The sequence below is a fragment of the Pseudomonas duriflava genome (assembly GCF_007830155.1).
Lineage (GTDB): Bacteria > Pseudomonadota > Gammaproteobacteria > Pseudomonadales > Pseudomonadaceae > Chryseomonas > Chryseomonas duriflava.
In genome coordinates this window covers 34,537-52,167 of record NZ_VLKY01000006.1, presented here as the reverse complement: position 1 = coordinate 52,167, position 17,631 = coordinate 34,537, and the positions used below count along the sequence as shown (strand labels likewise).

The window sequence follows — 17,631 nt, the reverse complement described above, 5'->3', positions numbered from 1 at the left end:
TAAACAGCACTCTATTGTGCGCCGGGCTAGGCGTCCCGGTACGCCCGATACCTCACATGAGATTCGTTGCGTCTAAGGAAGCTTGTGGAAACCTTTTCATTGCTGTTCGTCGCTGGCTTACTGATCTGGCTGCTGATTTCCTTTCTCAGAGAGAAATGGAGTGCCGATGTTGTAGCAGCCGTTGCGGTAGCCGCTTTGCTGGTAGTGCAGATACTAACGCCAAAGGAAGTTCTTAGCGTCCTGTCCAATTCTGCTCCCGCAACGATTGCCTGCATGTTCGTGTTATCTGCCGCGCTTGAGCGTACCGGCTGTATCGATAAATTGGGTAATTGGTTAGGCAATCTGGTTGGTAGCGATCCTTTTCGTGTTCTGGCTGGCCTTAGCCTGACAGCTCTAGCTGTTTCTGCCTTTCTGAACAACACGCCTGTCGTGGCTATCCTGACCCCGGTAGCCATCGCTTTGGCACGCCGCGCGAATACGGCTTCCTCTAAATTGCTGATTCCGCTGTCTTACGCCACGATCTTGGGAGGTATGCTGACCATGATCGGAACATCAACCAACATTTTGGTGGATGGCGTAGCCCGAAAGGCCGGCCTTGAACCTTTCAGCATGTTTGAAATTACCCCAGCAGCATTAGTGTTCGCGGTTGTAGGCCTTGTCTATCTGATGCTGTTCAGCAATCGTCTGTTGCCCGATCGTGAAAGCTTGGCGAAACAGCTGCGCCCCGATCTTGGCCGCACCTTTGTTGCGGAACTGCGTGTACCGTCGGACTCTCCGGTTATCGGCAAGAGCCTGAGCGAAGCTCGCCTAAACGGCGACAGTGGCCTGCAGGTCCTTAAGGTATTGAGGAACAATCAAGAGTTGGCTGTTCCTTATCAAGATGTACGTCTAGCCGAAAACGATCGACTGGTTCTCCACGGCGAGGTCAAGGACGTGGTGGAAATGCGCGAGCGCGGCCATCTTACCTTCCATCGGGGTGAAGGCTTCGAAACGTTAAGCACTGAGGACCTGATTCTGGTTGAGGCAATCGTAGGCCGCAACTCACGTTATATCCATCGCCCGATGCGCGATCTGGATCTGGCGGCCCGCTACGGTATCAATCTGTTGGCAGTGCATCGTCAAGCTGAAAATATCCAAACCAATCTGGAAGAGTTTCAGCTGCATTTTGGCGATGTAATGTTAGTTGAGGGCACGCCGACCCAGATTAAACGCTTTGCCGACAATGGTGACCTGATCAGCTTGAATGCCGTTCAAGAACGTGCGTACCGTCGAGACAAGGCTCCTATTGCCTTACTGGCTACACTCGCAGTCATGTTGCTGGCTGCCTTCAATGTCATGCCAATTGAAGGACTGGCCATGATTGCAGCCGCCACGGTTATTGCAACAGGATGCCTGGATGTAGAGGAAGCGTACAAAGCAGTTGAGTGGAAGATCCTGGGTCTGATCTTCGGCATGCTTGCCATCAGTATCGCAATGGACAAGGTGGGACTGGTTGACCTTGTTGTTCAACACACCATGAATGCTTTACCTCATAACAGTCCGTTGTTCATGCTAGCCTTCATTTATCTGCTAACAACTGTACTAACCGAGCTCTTATCCAACAATGCAGTAGGTGTGCTCCTGACGCCCATTGCCATTGGCGTGGCCCAGCAACTGGGTATAGATCCGCGCCCCTTTGTAGTGGCCGTAATGTTTGCTGCCAGCGTAAGCTTTGCAACACCAATCGGCTATCAGACCAATACCTTCGTCTATAACGCAGGAGGCTATCGGTTTAGCGACTTCATGCGGATAGGAATTCCGCTCAATATTTTGATGGTTATCGTCGCCTTGCTTGTTATTCCTTATTTCTGGCCACTCGTGCCGGCGTGAAACTCGGCATCGCTGATCAGAAGCTTGATAAAAGCCTTTGCCAGCGGTGAGCGCTCGTGTTTTCGGTGTATCAGCCAGACGGCAGAGGTTGCATCGTTATCAAGCAAGGTCCGGTACACCACACCTTCAATGCGCATGCGTTGATAAGTCGCCGGCAATATGGAAACGCCTAAACCTGCGGCTACCAGCCCAATGATGATAGTCGTCTCACGTGCCTCTTGCACAATATTGGGACTAAACCCGGCCCGCTGCGCCAGACTGATCAGTTGGTTATACAGGCCTGTGCCATAGGTTCTGGGAAAGTACACGAATGGTTCTTCAGCTAAATCCTTGAGCATAAGTCCGTCTTCACTGCCTTGAGCAAGAGGATGATCGGAGCGCATGACAGCGACTAGCGGCTCGCTGAACAGTTCAACAGCAACCACCCCTTCTGGCAGGGTAATGGGCCGAATCAGCCCTACTTGAAGACGGCCCTCTACCAAGGCCTCAGTCTGCTCTCGACTGCTCATTTCCTGAAGAGCCAAATGGACGGAAGGAAATCGTTGGCGAAAGGCAAAAATCGAGCGAGGGACTGTACTTACAAAGGGAGCCGAAACGGTAAAGCCCACCTGTAACTCACCTAACTCACCACGCTGAGCACGACGCGCGACATCTGCCGCCTTGTCAGCCTGGGCAAGTACCAGTCTGGCCTCATCAAGAAAAAGTCGTCCTGCTTCGGTTAGCGAAACACGCCGATTGGTTCGGTCAAACAAACGTGCACCTACCTCCTGCTCTAGCGCTTGAATCTGTTGACTCAGCGGAGGCTGTGAAATACCCAAGAGTTCTGCTGCACGCCCAAAGTGCAGCTCATCGGCCACGGCTACAAAATAACGCAGATGTCTAAGTTCCATAGCCTCTAATGATATGTAAAACATATCAAAGCAGTCGAACAATATATTGGAAAGCTAATAAAACACGACATATCCTTTGTTCTATCCAATAACAATCTTCCTAGCCTGCGCAGTGTAGTTTTCACATTGCGCCGGGGTCGTTCATTTCTGCTTTATTGTCATGAGGTTATCGTGAGTAAGTTTGCTGTACGCTCTGCTACAGAGTGCACGTCATCTGATGAAGAACCTGCGCCTAGCCCCTTAGTAGGTGAGGCGGCCAATCAAACCATGCATCAGGCGTCCGAGCCGTATATCGAAAAAGGTACACGTCAGTTTATCCATACTGCCCTCGCCCTATTCTGCGGCGGCTTCGCTACCTTCGCACTGCTGTATTGTGTACAGCCGATGATGCCGCTTTTTTCACAAGTCTTTGGTATCTCAGCTGCCAGTAGCAGCCTAGCGCTTTCAGTCTCGACTGGAATGATGGCTGTCGGGCTGCTTATAACCGGGCCGATTTCCGATGCTATCGGACGCAAGCCAGTCATGGTGGTTTCACTGTTCGCCGCAGCGCTCTTTACGTTAGCCAGTGCGGTCATGCCCACATGGGAAGGCATCCTGGTCATGCGTGCACTGGTAGGCCTATCACTGTCCGGCCTGGCAGCCGTGGCCATGACCTATCTTTCTGAAGAAATCCACCCTCAGCATATTGGCTTGGCGATGGGTCTGTATATCAGCGGTAATGCCTTGGGCGGCATGAGCGGTCGTGTTATTAGCGGCGTGCTGGTTGACTTTGTTTCATGGAGGGTTGCATTGGCTGCTCTAGGCGCCTTGGCATTAATAGCAGCCATTATGTTCTGGCGTCGCCTTCCCGAATCGCGGCATTTCCGCCCAACCCCGTTGCAGCCGAATAATGTAATCAGAGGATTTACCCAGCACTTTCGCGATGGAGGCTTGCCTTGGTTGTTCCTTGAAGGCTTCCTCTTAATGGGCGCCTTCGTCACCTTGTTCAACTATATAGGCTACCGCTTGCTCGGCGAACCTTATTACATGAGTCAGGCTGTAGTTGGTGTTTTGTCAGTAGTATATCTATCGGGCATCTACAGCTCTGCGCAGATCGGCTCTCTGGCTGACAAACTAGGCCGTCGGCGCGTCTTCTGGGCAGTAATCCTGCTCATGCTCAGCGGGCTGCTTCTCACCCTATTTACGCCGCTTGCTCTGGTCCTGATTGGCATGCTGCTGTTCACCTTCGGCTTCTTCGGTGCTCACTCAGTAGCCAGCAGCTGGATCGGTCGCCGTGCACGACAGGCCAAGGGCCAGGCGTCCTCACTTTACTTATTCTGCTATTACGTAGGTTCAAGCGTGGCCGGAACACTCGGCGGTGTTTTCTGGCATGAAGCTGGCTGGAATGGAGTGGGTTTGTTTATCGGCACACTTCTGATAGCCGCCCTGGCTGTAGCACTGCATCTGAGCCGGCTTCCGGCCCTTCCGCTAAATGTTAAAGCTGTTGCCCACTGAAAAAGGCTACCCCTGGCTATTGATAAGAAATAGCCAGGGGTAGCAGCTTTAATCGTTCACTCTTTACGCTAATCCGAACTATGGAACCTGCACTGTCAGTTACCGGTCCGCAATAAGAGCGTCGCAACTTTTTTCAGGCACGCCTTATCATCAGGAGATGACAGCATGTCCAGCCATTTGTATGAAGTAAATTACATACATAACAATGATCCCAAGGCTACTACGATCGAGTCAGATAGCGATGAGATGCCAGTACATCAGGCAGCTCTGAAATTGATCGAACAACACCAAGCCGATGCGGAAAATAGTTTAGCCATGCCGTCGGCCGATGCCGCTCCGGAAGAAATCATGCAATTGGCTGAGTCTCATGGTATCCATGACATCCGTGTCACAGGCATCCCTAAGCACAAGTCAGGTACAACTCCTGGGCATTATCAACAGCCCTAAATTAGCCTAGCGATGGTAGACCGCTGACAGCTCATGCACCGCTTCGATAAAGGCACCAGCATGAGCTGGATCTACCTCAGGCGTGATGCCGTGGCCTAGGTTGAATACATGGCCTGAACCATGCCCGTAACTGCTTAAAATACGTCCTACTTCAGATCGAATAGCTTCAGGCTTGGCATACAATACGGTTGGGTCCATGTTGCCTTGCAAGGCGACTTTATCCCCCACCCGACGCCGGGCCTCACCAATGTCGCATGTCCAATCCAGCCCTAGCGCATCGGCGCCACTTTCGGCCAGGCTTTCCAGCCAAAGCCCACCATTTTTAGTAAACAAAATGACAGGCACCTTGCGTCCCTCATGCTCTCGGATCAATCCTTTCACGATCCGCTGCATATAGGCCAAGGAAAACGTCTGATAAGCCGCTGCCGACAGGTTGCCGCCCCACGTATCGAAAATCTGTACAGCTTGGGCGCCGGCCAGAATCTGTCCATTAAGGTAGGTCGTTACCGAATCGGCCAATTTTGATAACAAAGCATGCATGGCTTCAGGATTGTCATACAACATAGCTTTGCTGCGGCGGAAATCCTTGGAAGAGCCGCCTTCGATCATGTACGTCGCCAGTGTCCACGGACTACCTGAAAACCCAATCAAGGGTACGTGACCATTGAGCTCTCGACGAATCGTACGTACCGCCTCCATCACATACCCCAAGTCCCGCTCTGGATCCGGCACACTCAAGGCCGCTATGTCGGCTGCAGTTTCGATCCGTTTGCGGAAGCGCGGTCCTTCTCCTGCTTCGAAGTAAAGTCCCAAGCCCATGGCATCAGGAATCGTGAGAATGTCTGAAAAAAGAATGGCGGCATCGAGCGGATAGCGTTCCAGTGGCTGCAGTGTTACTTCGCATGCCATTTCCGGATTCATGCATAGGCTCATGAAATCACCTGCACGTGCACGGGAAGCCCGGTACTCCGGCAAATAACGTCCTGCCTGCCGCATCATCCACACAGGCGTGACATCAACGGGCTGCTTGAGCAGGGCGCGGAGAAAACGATCGTTCTTCAAGGCAGTCATGGAAAATATCCGTCGAGAAAGTAGCGTTATTTTCTCAGAGCCCTAAGCAAAAGGCACGGCGGAAGCCGTGCCTTTTATCTATCGCGGCCATTAGCCACGCGCCACTTGCCTGTAAAGTCAGGTTATGACCGGTTATACACCAAGATAATCCAGAATGCCCTCTGCAGCCGTACGCCCTTCAAACACAGCAGTTACGACTAGGTCAGAACCTCGGACCATATCGCCGCCAGCAAAGATCTTTGGATTGCTGGTCTGATGCTTAAACTCACCTACCGATGGCGCTACGACGCGGCCCTGGTTGTCCATTGCAATGGTATGTTGCTCGAACCACTCTGCTGGGCTAGGACGGAAACCAAACGCGATGACAACAGCATCTGCCGGCAAAATTTCCTCGGATCCAGGAATCGGCTCAGGACTGCGGCGGCCCCGTGCGTCAGGCTCGCCCAGGCGGGTTTCAACAACCTTTACACCTTCTACCTTGTCCTCGCCCACAATAGCGATAGGCTGCCGATTGAACAAGAACTTGACGCCCTCTTCTTTGGCATTCTTCACCTCACGACGCGAACCCGGCATGTTTTCCGCATCACGCCGATAGGCACAGGTAACGCTCTTAGCGCCCTGCCGGATTGAGGTACGGTTGCAATCCATCGCGGTGTCACCGCCGCCCAACACAACGACGCGCTTGCCCTTCATATCGACAAACGCCTCAGGCGACTTCTCAAAGCCGAGATTGCGGTTGACGTTGGCAACTAGGAAGTCCAACGCATCGTGGACTCCTGGCAGATCTTCACCGGGGAAGCCACCCTTCATATATGTATAGGTACCCATACCCATGAAGATGGCATCGTAGTCAGCCAGCAACTGCTCTACGGTAATATCCTTGCCCACTTCGGTATTGAGGCGGAACTCAATACCCATGCCTGTAAAAACCTCACGACGACGCATCATGACGCTTTTTTCAAGCTTGAACTCAGGAATACCAAAGGTAACCAGCCCACCAATCTCCGGATTACGGTCGAAGACAACAGGCTTTACACCATTACGGACCAGAATATCCGCACAGCCCAATCCTGCCGGGCCCGCACCGATGATAGCTACCTTTTTACCGGTGGGAACGACCTTGGACATGTCCGGGCGCCAGCCCATCGCAAAGGCAGTATCGGCAATATATTTTTCGACTGAGCCGATGGTGACCGCACCAAACCCATCGTTTAACGTACAGGCTCCCTCACATAGGCGATCCTGAGGACAAACCCGGCCGCATACTTCCGGCAGAGTGTTGGTCTGGTGCACTAATTCAGCCGCAGCCAGAATATTGCCTTCCGAGACTAATTTGAGCCAATTCGGAATGAAATTGTGAACAGGGCACTTCCATTCGCAATAAGGGTTACCACACCCCAGACAACGGTGCGACTGCTCTGAAGCCTGCTGCGGCTTGAAGGGATCGTAGATCTCGACGAATTCTTTTTTGCGCTGACGCAGGAGCTTCTTTTTAGGATCCTTGCGGCCGACTTCAAGGAACTGGAAGTCGTTATTTAGACGTTCAGCCATTACCTAAAACCTCATGATGTAGCGCACGAGAAAGACCGGCGCTACAGGAAACTCACGGTCGCATGTAACCCTGTATCATTTAAATACAGGGTTACATGCTTAGCTCTTATTGCGGGTTTGCCCGGGTGCTGGAAAGTAGCGAAGCCAGACTGGCCGCCTTCGGCTTTACCAGCCAGAACTTGCGTAGATAGTCATCGATATTTTCAAACAGATGACGTCCCCACTCGCTACCCGTTTCTTCAACATACTCAGCGAGCACATGACACAGGTGGCTTCGGTAAGCTTCCATGGCTTCATTGCTGATGCGCTGAATTTCGACCAACTCGTGATTTACCCGATCGACAAAGCTGTTATCCATATCGAGAACATAGGCGAAACCACCAGTCATACCGGAGCCGAAGTTATAACCGGTTCTGCCCAGCACACAAACAAAGCCACCCGTCATGTACTCACAGCAGTGATCGCCGGTTCCCTCAACTACTGCGTGAGCTCCAGAGTTACGTACGCCGAAACGCTCACCTGCAGTACCAGCAGCAAACAGCTTTCCACCTGTAGCACCATAAAGGCAGGTGTTACCGATAATGGCCGACTCCTGGCTCTTGAAGGGACTCCCCTTGGGCGGCGTGATGACCAGCTTACCGCCAGTCATACCTTTACCAACATAGTCGTTGGCGTCGCCCTCGAGATAGAGGTTCAGACCACCAGCGTTCCAGACGCCAAAGCTCTGTCCTGCCGTACCGTTGAAGCGGAATGTGATCGGCTTGCTAACCATGCCTTGGTTACCATGGCAGCGAGCGATTTCGCCTGAAACACGCGCACCGATAGAGCGGTCACAGTTGCTGATCTTCAGCTCGAACTCGCCCCCCGTCATGTCATCAATAGCTGGCTTGGCTAGACGGACCATTTCCTCAGCGAGTAAGCCTTGATCAAATGGCGGATTTTTATCCACCAAACAGAACTGCGGCTTATCAGGAGACACATGGTCGCTACCCAACAGAGGCGACAGATCCAAATTCTGCTGTTTTGCCGTTTCGCCCGGCAGAATTTCTAATAGATCCGTCCGGCCAATCAACTCACCTAGACTCCGCACCCCCAGACGCGCCAGCCACTCACGGGTTTCCTCAGCTACGAAGGTAAAGAAGTTCACCACCATATCTACCGTACCGATGTAGTGGTCCTTGCGCAGCTTGTCATTCTGGGTCGCTACGCCGGTAGCACAATTGTTGAGATGGCAAATGCGTAAATATTTGCACCCTAGGGCAATCATCGGCGCAGTACCAAACCCGAAGCTTTCGGCGCCCAGAATTGCAGCTTTGATCACATCAAGGCCAGTCTTCAGACCACCATCGGTTTGTACCCGTACCTTGCCACGTAGATCATTACCCCGTAGCGTTTGGTGCGCCTCGGCCAAGCCGAGCTCCCACGGGCTACCCGCATATTTGATCGAGGTTACCGGAGACGCTCCAGTGCCGCCGTCATAGCCGGAAATAGTGATCAAGTCGGCATAGGCCTTGGCGACTCCGGCAGCGACTGTACCTACACCTGGCTCAGACACAAGCTTCACTGATACCAATGCCTTAGGGTTGACCTGCTTGAGGTCAAAGATTAGCTGCGCCAAGTCCTCGATTGAGTAAATGTCGTGGTGGGGAGGCGGCGAAATTAGCGTTACGCCCGGTACGGCATACCGCAATTTGGCAATTAGTCCATTAACCTTACCACCTGGCAATTGGCCGCCCTCGCCTGGCTTGGCGCCTTGGGCAACCTTGATCTGCAACACTTCAGCATTGACCAGATATTCAGGCGTTACGCCAAAGCGGCCTGTGGCGACCTGCTTGATCTTAGAGCTGCGAATCGTGCCATAACGGGCAGGATCTTCGCCACCTTCGCCCGAGTTCGAACGAGCACCCAGTCGGTTCATAGCCTCAGCCAAGGCCTCGTGAGCCTCGGGTGATAAAGCGCCCAGAGAGATGCCAGCTGAGTCGAAGCGCGTGAGTATAGACTCCAGCGGCTCGACCTCTTCCAGCGCCAATGGCGTATCGCTGACCTTGACCTTAAGCAGGTCTCGAATCATGGCAACCGGACGCTGATCGACCAACGCCGAATACTCACGGAAGCGCGCATAGTCGCCTTGCTGAACGGCAGCCTGTAGCAGGTTAACCACATCTGGATTGTAGGCGTGATACTCGCCGCCGTAGACATACTTCAGCAAACCACCCTGCTGAATCGGCTTACGATTGCTCCAGGCTTCGTTGGCTAGCAGTTTCTGCTCGGCCTCGATATCCGTAAAACGAGCACCCTGAATTCGACTGGTCACGCCGGGGAAACACAGATCCGTAACTTCATCTGACAAGCCCACAGCTTCGAACAACTGAGCACCCCGGTAGGAAGCCACTGTGGAAATACCCATCTTCGACAGGATTTTCAGCAAGCCCTTGGTAATGCCCTTGCGGTAATACTTGAAGACTTCGTAGAGATCACCTAGTACCTCACCCGTACGGATCAGATCTCCCAGCACCTCATACGCGAGGAACGGATAAATCGCCGTCGCACCGAAGCCAAGTAGCACAGCGAAATGGTGCGGATCGCGCGCCGTAGCCGTCTCGACCAGCAAATTACAGTCCGTTCGCAGTCCAATTTGTACCAGGCGATGATGAACGGCACCCACAGCCAGTGAGGCATGGACAGGCAGCTTACCAGGCGCAATATGGCGGTCCGACAGGATTAATAGCACCTTACCAGCACGCACAGCCTCTTCAGCCTGCTCGACAATGTTGCGTACCGCTGCCTCCAGTCCAACACCTTCCTCGTAATTGAGATCGATGATATGACGGTCGAAGCCCGGACGCTCTAGCGTCAGGATCGAGCGCCATTTAGCCGGCGAAATTATAGGGGAGCTTAGAATGGCTCGATTGGCATGCTCAGCTGTTTCTTCAAAAACGTTACGCTCGGCCCCTAGGCAGGTTTCCAGTGACATCACAATCGCCTCACGCAGCGGGTCGATTGGAGGATTGGTTACCTGAGCGAACTGTTGACGAAAATAGTCATAGTTAGAGCGTATGCGCTTGGACAGAACAGCCATGGGCGTGTCATCACCCATGGAACCCACTGCCTCCTGGCCTTGCTCAGCCAACGGACGCAACACCTGATCACGCTCTTCAAACGTGACCTGGAACATTTTCATGTACTGGCGCAATCGGTCCGCATCGTAAAACGGCGAGCCATGATCCTTGTCATCCAGTGTTGCCTGAATACGTAAGGCACTCTTACGTAGCCACTGCTTGTAAGGATGGCGAGACTTCAACCGATTGTCGATATCGTCCGTTTGGAGTATTTGCCCTGTCTCGGTATCGATGGCCAGGATCTGACCAGGCCCTACACGGCCTTTGGCAATAACGTCTTCCGGCTTGTAATCCCAGACGCCAACTTCAGAGGCTAGGGTGATATAACCATTCTTGGTGGTTACCCAGCGTGCAGGCCGCAAGCCATTACGGTCCAGCAGGCAGACCGCGTAGCGGCCATCTGTCAGTACGACACCAGCCGGCCCATCCCAAGGCTCCATATGCATGGAGTTGAACTCATAAAAGGCCCGCAGGTCGGCATCCATCGTTTCAACATTCTGCCAGGCTGGCGGAATAATCATCCGGATTGCCCGGAATAGATCCATTCCACCGGTTACCAGCAACTCGAGCATGTTATCCATACTCGATGAATCGGAACCAACTGTATTGACGAGATCCCCTAGGCTCTCAAGATCGGGCAGAAGTTCATTGACGAACTTGGTGCGTCGCGCCTTAGCCCAGTTACGGTTACCCGTAATCGTATTAATTTCACCATTATGCGCCAAATAGCGGAACGGCTGAGCCAATGGCCACTTGGGTAAGGTATTCGTGGAGAACCGCTGATGGAATACACAAATGGACGTAGCTAGGCGCTCGTCACTCAGATCTGGATAGAACGCAGCCAAATCTGCAGGCATCATCAAACCCTTATAGATGATAACCTTATGGGACAGGCTGCAGACGTAATGCTCGCTATCCGCCTTATTAGCGACCGAAGAGCGACGACGGGCCGTGAATAGCTTGACGCCGAACTGCTGATCATCGAGTCCTTCACCACTAATAAAGACTTGCTCTATACGCGGCAGACGCTCTAGGGCCAAACGCCCGAGCACAGATGTATCGATAGGAACTTCACGCCAGCCGACAACCGTAAGACCGGCATCAGCGAATTCTTTATTCATGTGGTTTCTGGCCACATCGGCTTTGCTGGCATCCTGGTTAAGGAAAACCATGCCAACGGCATATTGAGCGGGTAGCTCTACGCCGAACGTATCGAGTGCGATAGCACGTAGGAACGCATCAGGCTTTTGTATCAAAAGACCGCAACCGTCTCCGGTTTTACCGTCAGCATTGATACCCCCGCGGTGGGTCATGCAGGTCAGGGCCTCGATGGCCGTTTGCAGCAAATGGTGACTCGCCTGGCCCTGCATATGGGCAATCAGGCCGAAGCCGCAGTTATCCTTGAACGTTTCAGGATTATACAGGCCTGCTTTCATGGGACCTCTCACCGGCAATCTAATTCTTAGTAATCCCTTTGTCGCTGCCAGACGCTTGAGGACGCTACTTTTAGGGCAGGCAAAGGGATGCCATTATACATTAGCGACAGAAAAACACAAAGAATTGGGCGCAAAGCTATAAATCAATGTCCCAATAATGAAAGACGCTTCAAGATCCAACTGGTAACGGACTCGAAGCGCCTGAGGCTTAACGCCCTAGACCACATAATGGTTAATCAATGCTGGCACATGATTACAGCTCTACCATGATTTATCACAGCACTACCGTCATTACCCACCAGCGCTAATCAAACACAAGCCTCGATAACTTAGTGAACCGATGCAATGTCCTGCTGGATACTAGCAAACGTTCGAGGCCACGGCTTGATGGACTGAACTTGGGGAGGAAGCGTTTTGACAGCTGCCTCTGCTGCGGCCCGATTGGCAAAGCTGCCGTAAGTCACGACATATAGCACTTTACCCTGATGCATCTTTTTGAAGTAACGGTAGTTAGCACTGTCCGGCTGTTGCTGGATAAAGGTCTGGGCACTGCTTTCAGAACTGGTCCCTAAAACCTGCAATGCATATTTAGCCCCCGTCTGCGAACCATACCAACCGCTAACAGCACCAGCAGGCTCAGCCGCTTTGGTCGTAACCACTGCAGGCACCTTAGCTACTACAGGCACAGGTTCTATCTTTGACTCAGGACGCGCCTCAACAATCGGTTGTGAGGCAGGCCTAGGCGGCGCTGCAACCGGAGCAGCCGGCTGTGCCTGTGCACTAACGCTGACAGGCGCATGACCCGTAGGCATCTCAGCCACCAAGGGAGCATTATTTTCATCTCCCACTGAGATGGCCCCGCTGACAGCCCGCCCTTCATCTTCCTCACGTCCTGCAGCCTGAGCCAAAGGCTCTCTAATAACAGGTTGAGCCTCACCTACCAAAGGTAAAGGAAGTGGCTGAGATGAACCATCAAACTTTATAGAAGGATTATCCGACTGCACCGCACCACCATGTAACGGCAGCGTATCACCAGACTGAGAAGCTAGTTCTACACCAGGCTTGTCTCCCCCCTTCATTAACAGCGCAGCCAGTACTCCGGCAGCAATAACGGCTACCACTACCAAGTGCTTGCGAGGAAGCGTAGAGAAAAAGTCATATCCCTTCGGCTTTCCGCCTCGTTGGCTTAGCATGGCGCTGATAAGAGTATCCCTTGCTGCCTCATTGATTCCCCCCGGCCAACCGCCGGAAGTTTGATGGATATGCTCAAGCTGCTCAGGCGTGAAAATATCCAGGCCCTGCCCTGCCCCTTCCAGCCGCTGAGCGAGATACCCCTGAGTTTCCTCTTCCGTGTAAGGAAGAAGCTCAATGGCATGATAGCGCTCTTCACCCTGAGCTAAACTCTCCAGGCGAGATACCAGTACCGCATCACCAAACAGGAAAACGTGAGGGCGACTTGTTTCGTCTCCCTCGGCTAGATCCAATAGAACATCTAGCGCATCATCAGGAAGCTCATGGGCATCATCGACCAGAAAATAAACTTCCTGCTCTTTCAAAGCCACCTGTCCCACAAGAGAAAGAACAGCCTGAATACTCGCCTGTGGCGTACCCAAACCCTGGCTGAGCCTACGCAACAGAGAAGCCTTGTCTGCAATTTCACGTGCAGACACGACAACAGTTTGTACACTGTCCTTCTTGGTGCTTGCTACTAACGCTTGACGCAGCAGTGTTTTCCCACTACCAGCCGGGCCGGTAACCGCTAACAGGAGATGACTGTAACGTGCAAGATGATGTAGCTGCCCCAGCACCGTCTTGCGCTGCGCAGGATAGAATTTGAAACCCGGCACACGAGGCGCAAACGGGTCATGAGCAAGTTCGTAGTGGCCAAGAAAGGCCTCATCGGCATGCAGACTGGACATAAGACTTCTTTCAATCTCCGAGCTGTTCTGCCAGCGCCTGATAGTCGGCACTCAGCGTATCCTTGAGGATGTTATACGGGAAATCGCTCGTCACTACTGCCTCGCCCAGTTGCTTGAGCAGTACGAGCCGCAATTGACCGTCGAGTACCTTCTTGTCGATAGCCATGTACTTCATAAAATCATCGGGCGTCATTTCACCTGGCGGCGCGATGGGCAAACCTGCCCGAATGAGCAGGCGCAGCGCTCGTTGCCGCTGTGCCTCTGAAAGCCACCCCAGCCTGCATGACATATCCAGGGCCATAGCCGTACCGGCAGCTACAGCCTCTCCATGCAACCAAGCGCCATACCCCTGATGACTCTCGATTGCGTGTCCGAAGGTATGGCCAAGGTTCAGGATGGCTCTAAGTCCAGCTTCACGCTCATCTGTGCCAACAACGTCCGCCTTCGCCGCACATGAGCGCTCAATAGCTTCGATCAACGACTCAGGATCTACATGGCGCAAGCGTTCGATGTGCTCTTCAAGCCATACCAAAAATGGCTCATCGCAAATCAAGCCATATTTGATTACCTCAGCAAGACCAGCGGACAACTCTTTTTCAGGAAGCGTTTTCAATACGGACGTATCGATAACTACACTTTTAGGTTGGTAAAAGGCCCCAATCATGTTTTTGCCAAGCGGGTGATTAATGCCTGTTTTCCCGCCAACGGACGAATCAACTTGAGACAGCAGCGTCGTCGGTACCTGAATGAAAGCGACTCCGCGTTGGTAGCAGGCGGCGGCAAACCCTGTCATATCACCAACTACACCGCCCCCAAGAGCAATCAGGGTAGTGGAGCGATCATGTCTGTCCCTGAGCAAGGCATCAAAGATTGTCTGCAGAACTTCCCAGTTCTTGTAGGCTTCGCCATCAGGCAAAACAATTGATGTAACGTCCTTGCCAGGCAAAGAATCTATAAGACGTTGCAGGTATAACGGCGCTATCGTTTCGTTGGTTACGATAGCAGCCTTACGCCCTTTGATGTACGGCAGGAAGCAATGACTGTCAGCCAGCACATTCTGGCCGATATAAATGGGATAACTACGCTCGCCGAGATTGACGTTGAGTGTCCGCATAAATCCCCCAATAAAAAGGCGCTAGGATAACGCAGAACATCAATGCCATTAATGGGGTGCCAACGCTTTCAGACGTTCGAGTATTTGCTGCACGACAATACGCGGTGGCCGCTCATCCGTTTCGACAATGATATCTGCTACTTCTCTATAGAGAGGATCGCGTATCGCCATCAGGCTGGCTAGAACCTGGGCCGGATTGGCTGTTTGCAACAAGGGGCGACTGCGATCGCGCGCGGTACGTTCAATCTGCTGTTCGACAGAGGCATGCAAATAGATTACCCACCCGCCAGCCTTTAACGCGCATCGATTATCTTCGCGAAGAACAGCCCCTCCTCCTGTCGCTAGCACCAAACCAGATGCCTGACACAGATCCTCTAACACAGCCCGCTCACGCTCGCGAAAACCTTGCTCGCCCTCTACATCAAAGATCCATGGAATATTGGCTCCTGTCCGCTGTTCGATTTCCTTATCGGCATCCTTAAACGGCAGATGAAGCTCTTTGGCTAAGAGACGCCCGATGGTGCTTTTACCAGCACCCATCGGGCCTACAAGAAACACATTCAGCACGTATTAGCGACCAACAGCAATGGCTTGAGTGTTCATAATACGTGGAGTAAGAAAAATCAAAAGCTCAAACTTTTCATCGCTAACAGTATCGCTTCGGAAAAGCCTGCCCACGTAGGGCATATCTCCCAACAAAGGCACCTTGCTTGTCGAGACCGTCTGGTTATTTGTGAAAACACCACCGATTACAATCGTCTCGCCATCGCTTACCAGCACCTTGGCATTCACTTCGTTTTTACTGATAGGCGGAACACCATTGACCTCATTGGTGTAGTCTGGCTCATCCTTATTAACCTTAACTTCCATGATAATTCGGTTATCTGGCGTAATTTGCGGAGTTACCTCAAGCGAAAGTGCTGCCTCCTTGAAACTTACGCTAGTAGCTCCACTGGACGTGCTTTCCTCATAAGGGATTTCTGTCCCTCGCAGGATCTTGGCGGTTTCCTTGTCCGACGTAATAACCTTAGGCTGCGAGATCAGCTCCCCATTACCTGTGGCCTCCATCGCGCTCAGCTCTAAATCAAGCGTGACATTGTTCGTCAGAAAACCAATACCTATTCCCGAAGTAGCACTGGTTGCCCCCATATCTACAAACGTAGTGCTATCTGAGGCACTCGCACCGCTAACCGTATAATTACCACTTGTGCCCGAGCCTGACCAATTCACCCCTAGGCTCTTATCATAATTGACACTAGCCTCAACAATACGCGCCTCGATCATGACTTGGCGGACCGGGATATCTAACTGAGAAACAATTCGGCGCAGCTCATCGAGCCGATCCTGGGTCTGATAGGCAATAATACTGTTCGTACGATCATCGACCGTAATGGAACCTCTCTCGTTCTGACTGCCGGTAGCCCCCGTCACCGATTGAAACAACTTGGCCATGTCAGCCGCTTTGGCGTAATTGACCTGAATCAACTCTCGACGTAGAGGCGCAAGCTCCTGAATTTGCTTTTGCGCCTCAAGCTCCTGTCTTTCTCTAGCCGCAATCTCATCAGCGGGAGCAATCAGCAAGACGTTGCCTACTTGACGCTTATCAAGCCCTTTGGTTTTAAGCACCAAGTCCAGCGCCTGATCCCAAGGTACATTCTGCAGGCGCAGGGTGATATTACCTTGCACTGTGTCACTAGCCACGAGGTTCAGACTGGTAAAGTCAGCAATCAGCTGAAGCACGGAACGAACATCAATATCTTGAAAGTTCAGCGACAACTTTTCACCGGTATAGGTAAACCGATCCGCTGCGCGCTGTTCCTTTTCTTGAGCTGTTAATGGCTTGACGCTTAGCGTAAGACGATTGTCCGTCTGATAGGCCATATAGTCATATACACCAGACGGCTCAATTGTAATCGTTGTATTTCCAGCTTCATCAGCAGCATTAATGAACTGTACAGGTGTGGCAAAGTCTTTGACATCCAGACGCACACGTAAGGCATCTGGCAAGCGCGTCCGTGGAAAACTAAGACGAATCTTACCGCCTTGCTCCTGAATATCTGGACTGATCCCAGATTCAGAAAGATCAATGATGACATTACCCTCACCATCGTCCCCACGCTTGAAGTCAATATTACGAATGGCCTTGCCCGCCGGGACGTTTGCAACAGGCTGGCGTGCCGCTCCAGACTGTGCTGGGTAAACAGCAGACGGCGAGACTGTAGCTGGTCCGGAAACAGGTACAGATGCTGTCCCGGCACGCGGCAAGGCTGGCGTAGCGAGTGCCGAATTGCTGACCCGAGCCGCTTGCTCGCCGCCAATCACAACGTACAGGTCATTGCCCTGAACCCTAGTCGTGTAGGGCGCCAAGGTAGTCAGGTTTACAATCAGACGAGTACGATCTCCAGCCTCGACAACCGTTACGCTACGGGCATTACCTGAGCCCAGATCCTTGTTCCGAACGCCCAGTTGACTGGATACGCCAGGCAAATCCAGAGCGATTCGGGCCGGTTGCTCGATGGTATACCCTTTCGGGACTGTAATCGGCTCATCGAATGACAACTTCAGCTCGACCTTGTCACCTGGCAGCGAAGCCACATTGAGCGCCTGAAGGTTAGCGGCCATCGCCCATGATGGGCAGATTCCACTCAGGAGTATCGCAACCCCCAGGGCATTCTTCCCTGCAATCTTTCGTAGAATGTTCTTATGCAACATATGCCCCGC

Annotated in this window: 11 protein-coding genes; 3 read left to right on the top strand and 8 right to left on the bottom strand. The window is 52.5% G+C overall.

The window, feature by feature from the left end; all coding sequences use genetic code 11:
* Positions 1 to 84: 84 nt before the first annotated feature.
* Complete coding sequence (locus IQ22_RS09990; protein ID WP_244309077.1) at positions 85 to 1,869, top strand: SLC13 family permease; 1,785 nt, start codon at positions 85 to 87, stop codon at positions 1,867 to 1,869.
* Here IQ22_RS09990 and IQ22_RS09985 read toward each other — a convergent pair.
* Positions 1,842 to 2,759, bottom strand: a complete 918-nt coding sequence (locus IQ22_RS09985) for a LysR family transcriptional regulator (protein WP_145141287.1) — start codon at positions 2,757 to 2,759, stop codon at positions 1,842 to 1,844. The genes IQ22_RS09990 and IQ22_RS09985 overlap by 28 nt on opposite strands.
* A gap of 267 nt (positions 2,760 to 3,026) precedes the next feature.
* Here IQ22_RS09985 and IQ22_RS09980 point away from each other — a divergent pair, with 267 nt between their 5' ends.
* Together IQ22_RS09980 and IQ22_RS09975 are read left to right on the top strand one after the other, a co-directional pair.
* Positions 3,027 to 4,253 (top strand): MFS transporter, encoded by a 1,227-nt coding sequence (locus tag IQ22_RS09980; RefSeq protein ID WP_145141725.1) that lies wholly within the window; start codon positions 3,027 to 3,029, stop codon positions 4,251 to 4,253.
* A 165-nt stretch (positions 4,254 to 4,418) separates the two neighbouring features.
* The gene (locus IQ22_RS09975; protein ID WP_145141284.1) at positions 4,419 to 4,700 is read left to right on the top strand and encodes a hypothetical protein; all 282 of its coding nucleotides are present in this window, start codon (positions 4,419 to 4,421) and stop codon (positions 4,698 to 4,700) included.
* Between the two features lie 6 nt (positions 4,701 to 4,706).
* On the opposite strand, the gene hemE is transcribed toward IQ22_RS09975, so the two are convergent.
* From hemE to IQ22_RS09940, 7 genes are all read right to left on the bottom strand, one after another.
* Positions 4,707 to 5,771 carry a uroporphyrinogen decarboxylase gene (hemE, locus tag IQ22_RS09970; protein WP_145141282.1) on the bottom strand — a complete coding sequence of 355 codons (1,065 nt, stop codon included), beginning with the start codon at positions 5,769 to 5,771 and terminating at the stop codon, positions 4,707 to 4,709.
* Between the two features lie 132 nt (positions 5,772 to 5,903).
* A complete protein-coding gene (locus IQ22_RS09965; protein WP_145141280.1) occupies positions 5,904 to 7,322 on the bottom strand; it encodes an FAD-dependent oxidoreductase in 1,419 nt (472 codons plus the stop codon).
* Positions 7,323 to 7,428: 106 nt separating this feature from the next.
* Positions 7,429 to 11,877 (bottom strand): glutamate synthase large subunit, encoded by a 4,449-nt coding sequence (gene gltB / locus IQ22_RS09960; protein WP_145141278.1) that lies wholly within the window; start codon positions 11,875 to 11,877, stop codon positions 7,429 to 7,431.
* A gap of 329 nt (positions 11,878 to 12,206) precedes the next feature.
* On the bottom strand, positions 12,207 to 13,796 hold the full coding sequence (locus tag IQ22_RS09955) for an AAA family ATPase (RefSeq protein ID WP_145141276.1): 1,590 nt from the start codon (positions 13,794 to 13,796) through the stop codon (positions 12,207 to 12,209).
* A gap of 10 nt (positions 13,797 to 13,806) precedes the next feature.
* Complete coding sequence (aroB, locus tag IQ22_RS09950; protein ID WP_145141274.1) at positions 13,807 to 14,910, bottom strand: 3-dehydroquinate synthase; 1,104 nt, start codon at positions 14,908 to 14,910, stop codon at positions 13,807 to 13,809.
* Positions 14,911 to 14,958: 48 nt separating this feature from the next.
* Positions 14,959 to 15,477, bottom strand: a complete 519-nt coding sequence (gene aroK / locus IQ22_RS09945; protein ID WP_145141272.1) for a shikimate kinase AroK — start codon at positions 15,475 to 15,477, stop codon at positions 14,959 to 14,961.
* A gap of 3 nt (positions 15,478 to 15,480) precedes the next feature.
* Entirely contained in the window at positions 15,481 to 17,622 is a 2,142-nt protein-coding gene (locus tag IQ22_RS09940) for a type IV pilus secretin PilQ (protein WP_145141270.1), read from the bottom strand.
* Positions 17,623 to 17,631 lie beyond the last annotated feature (9 nt).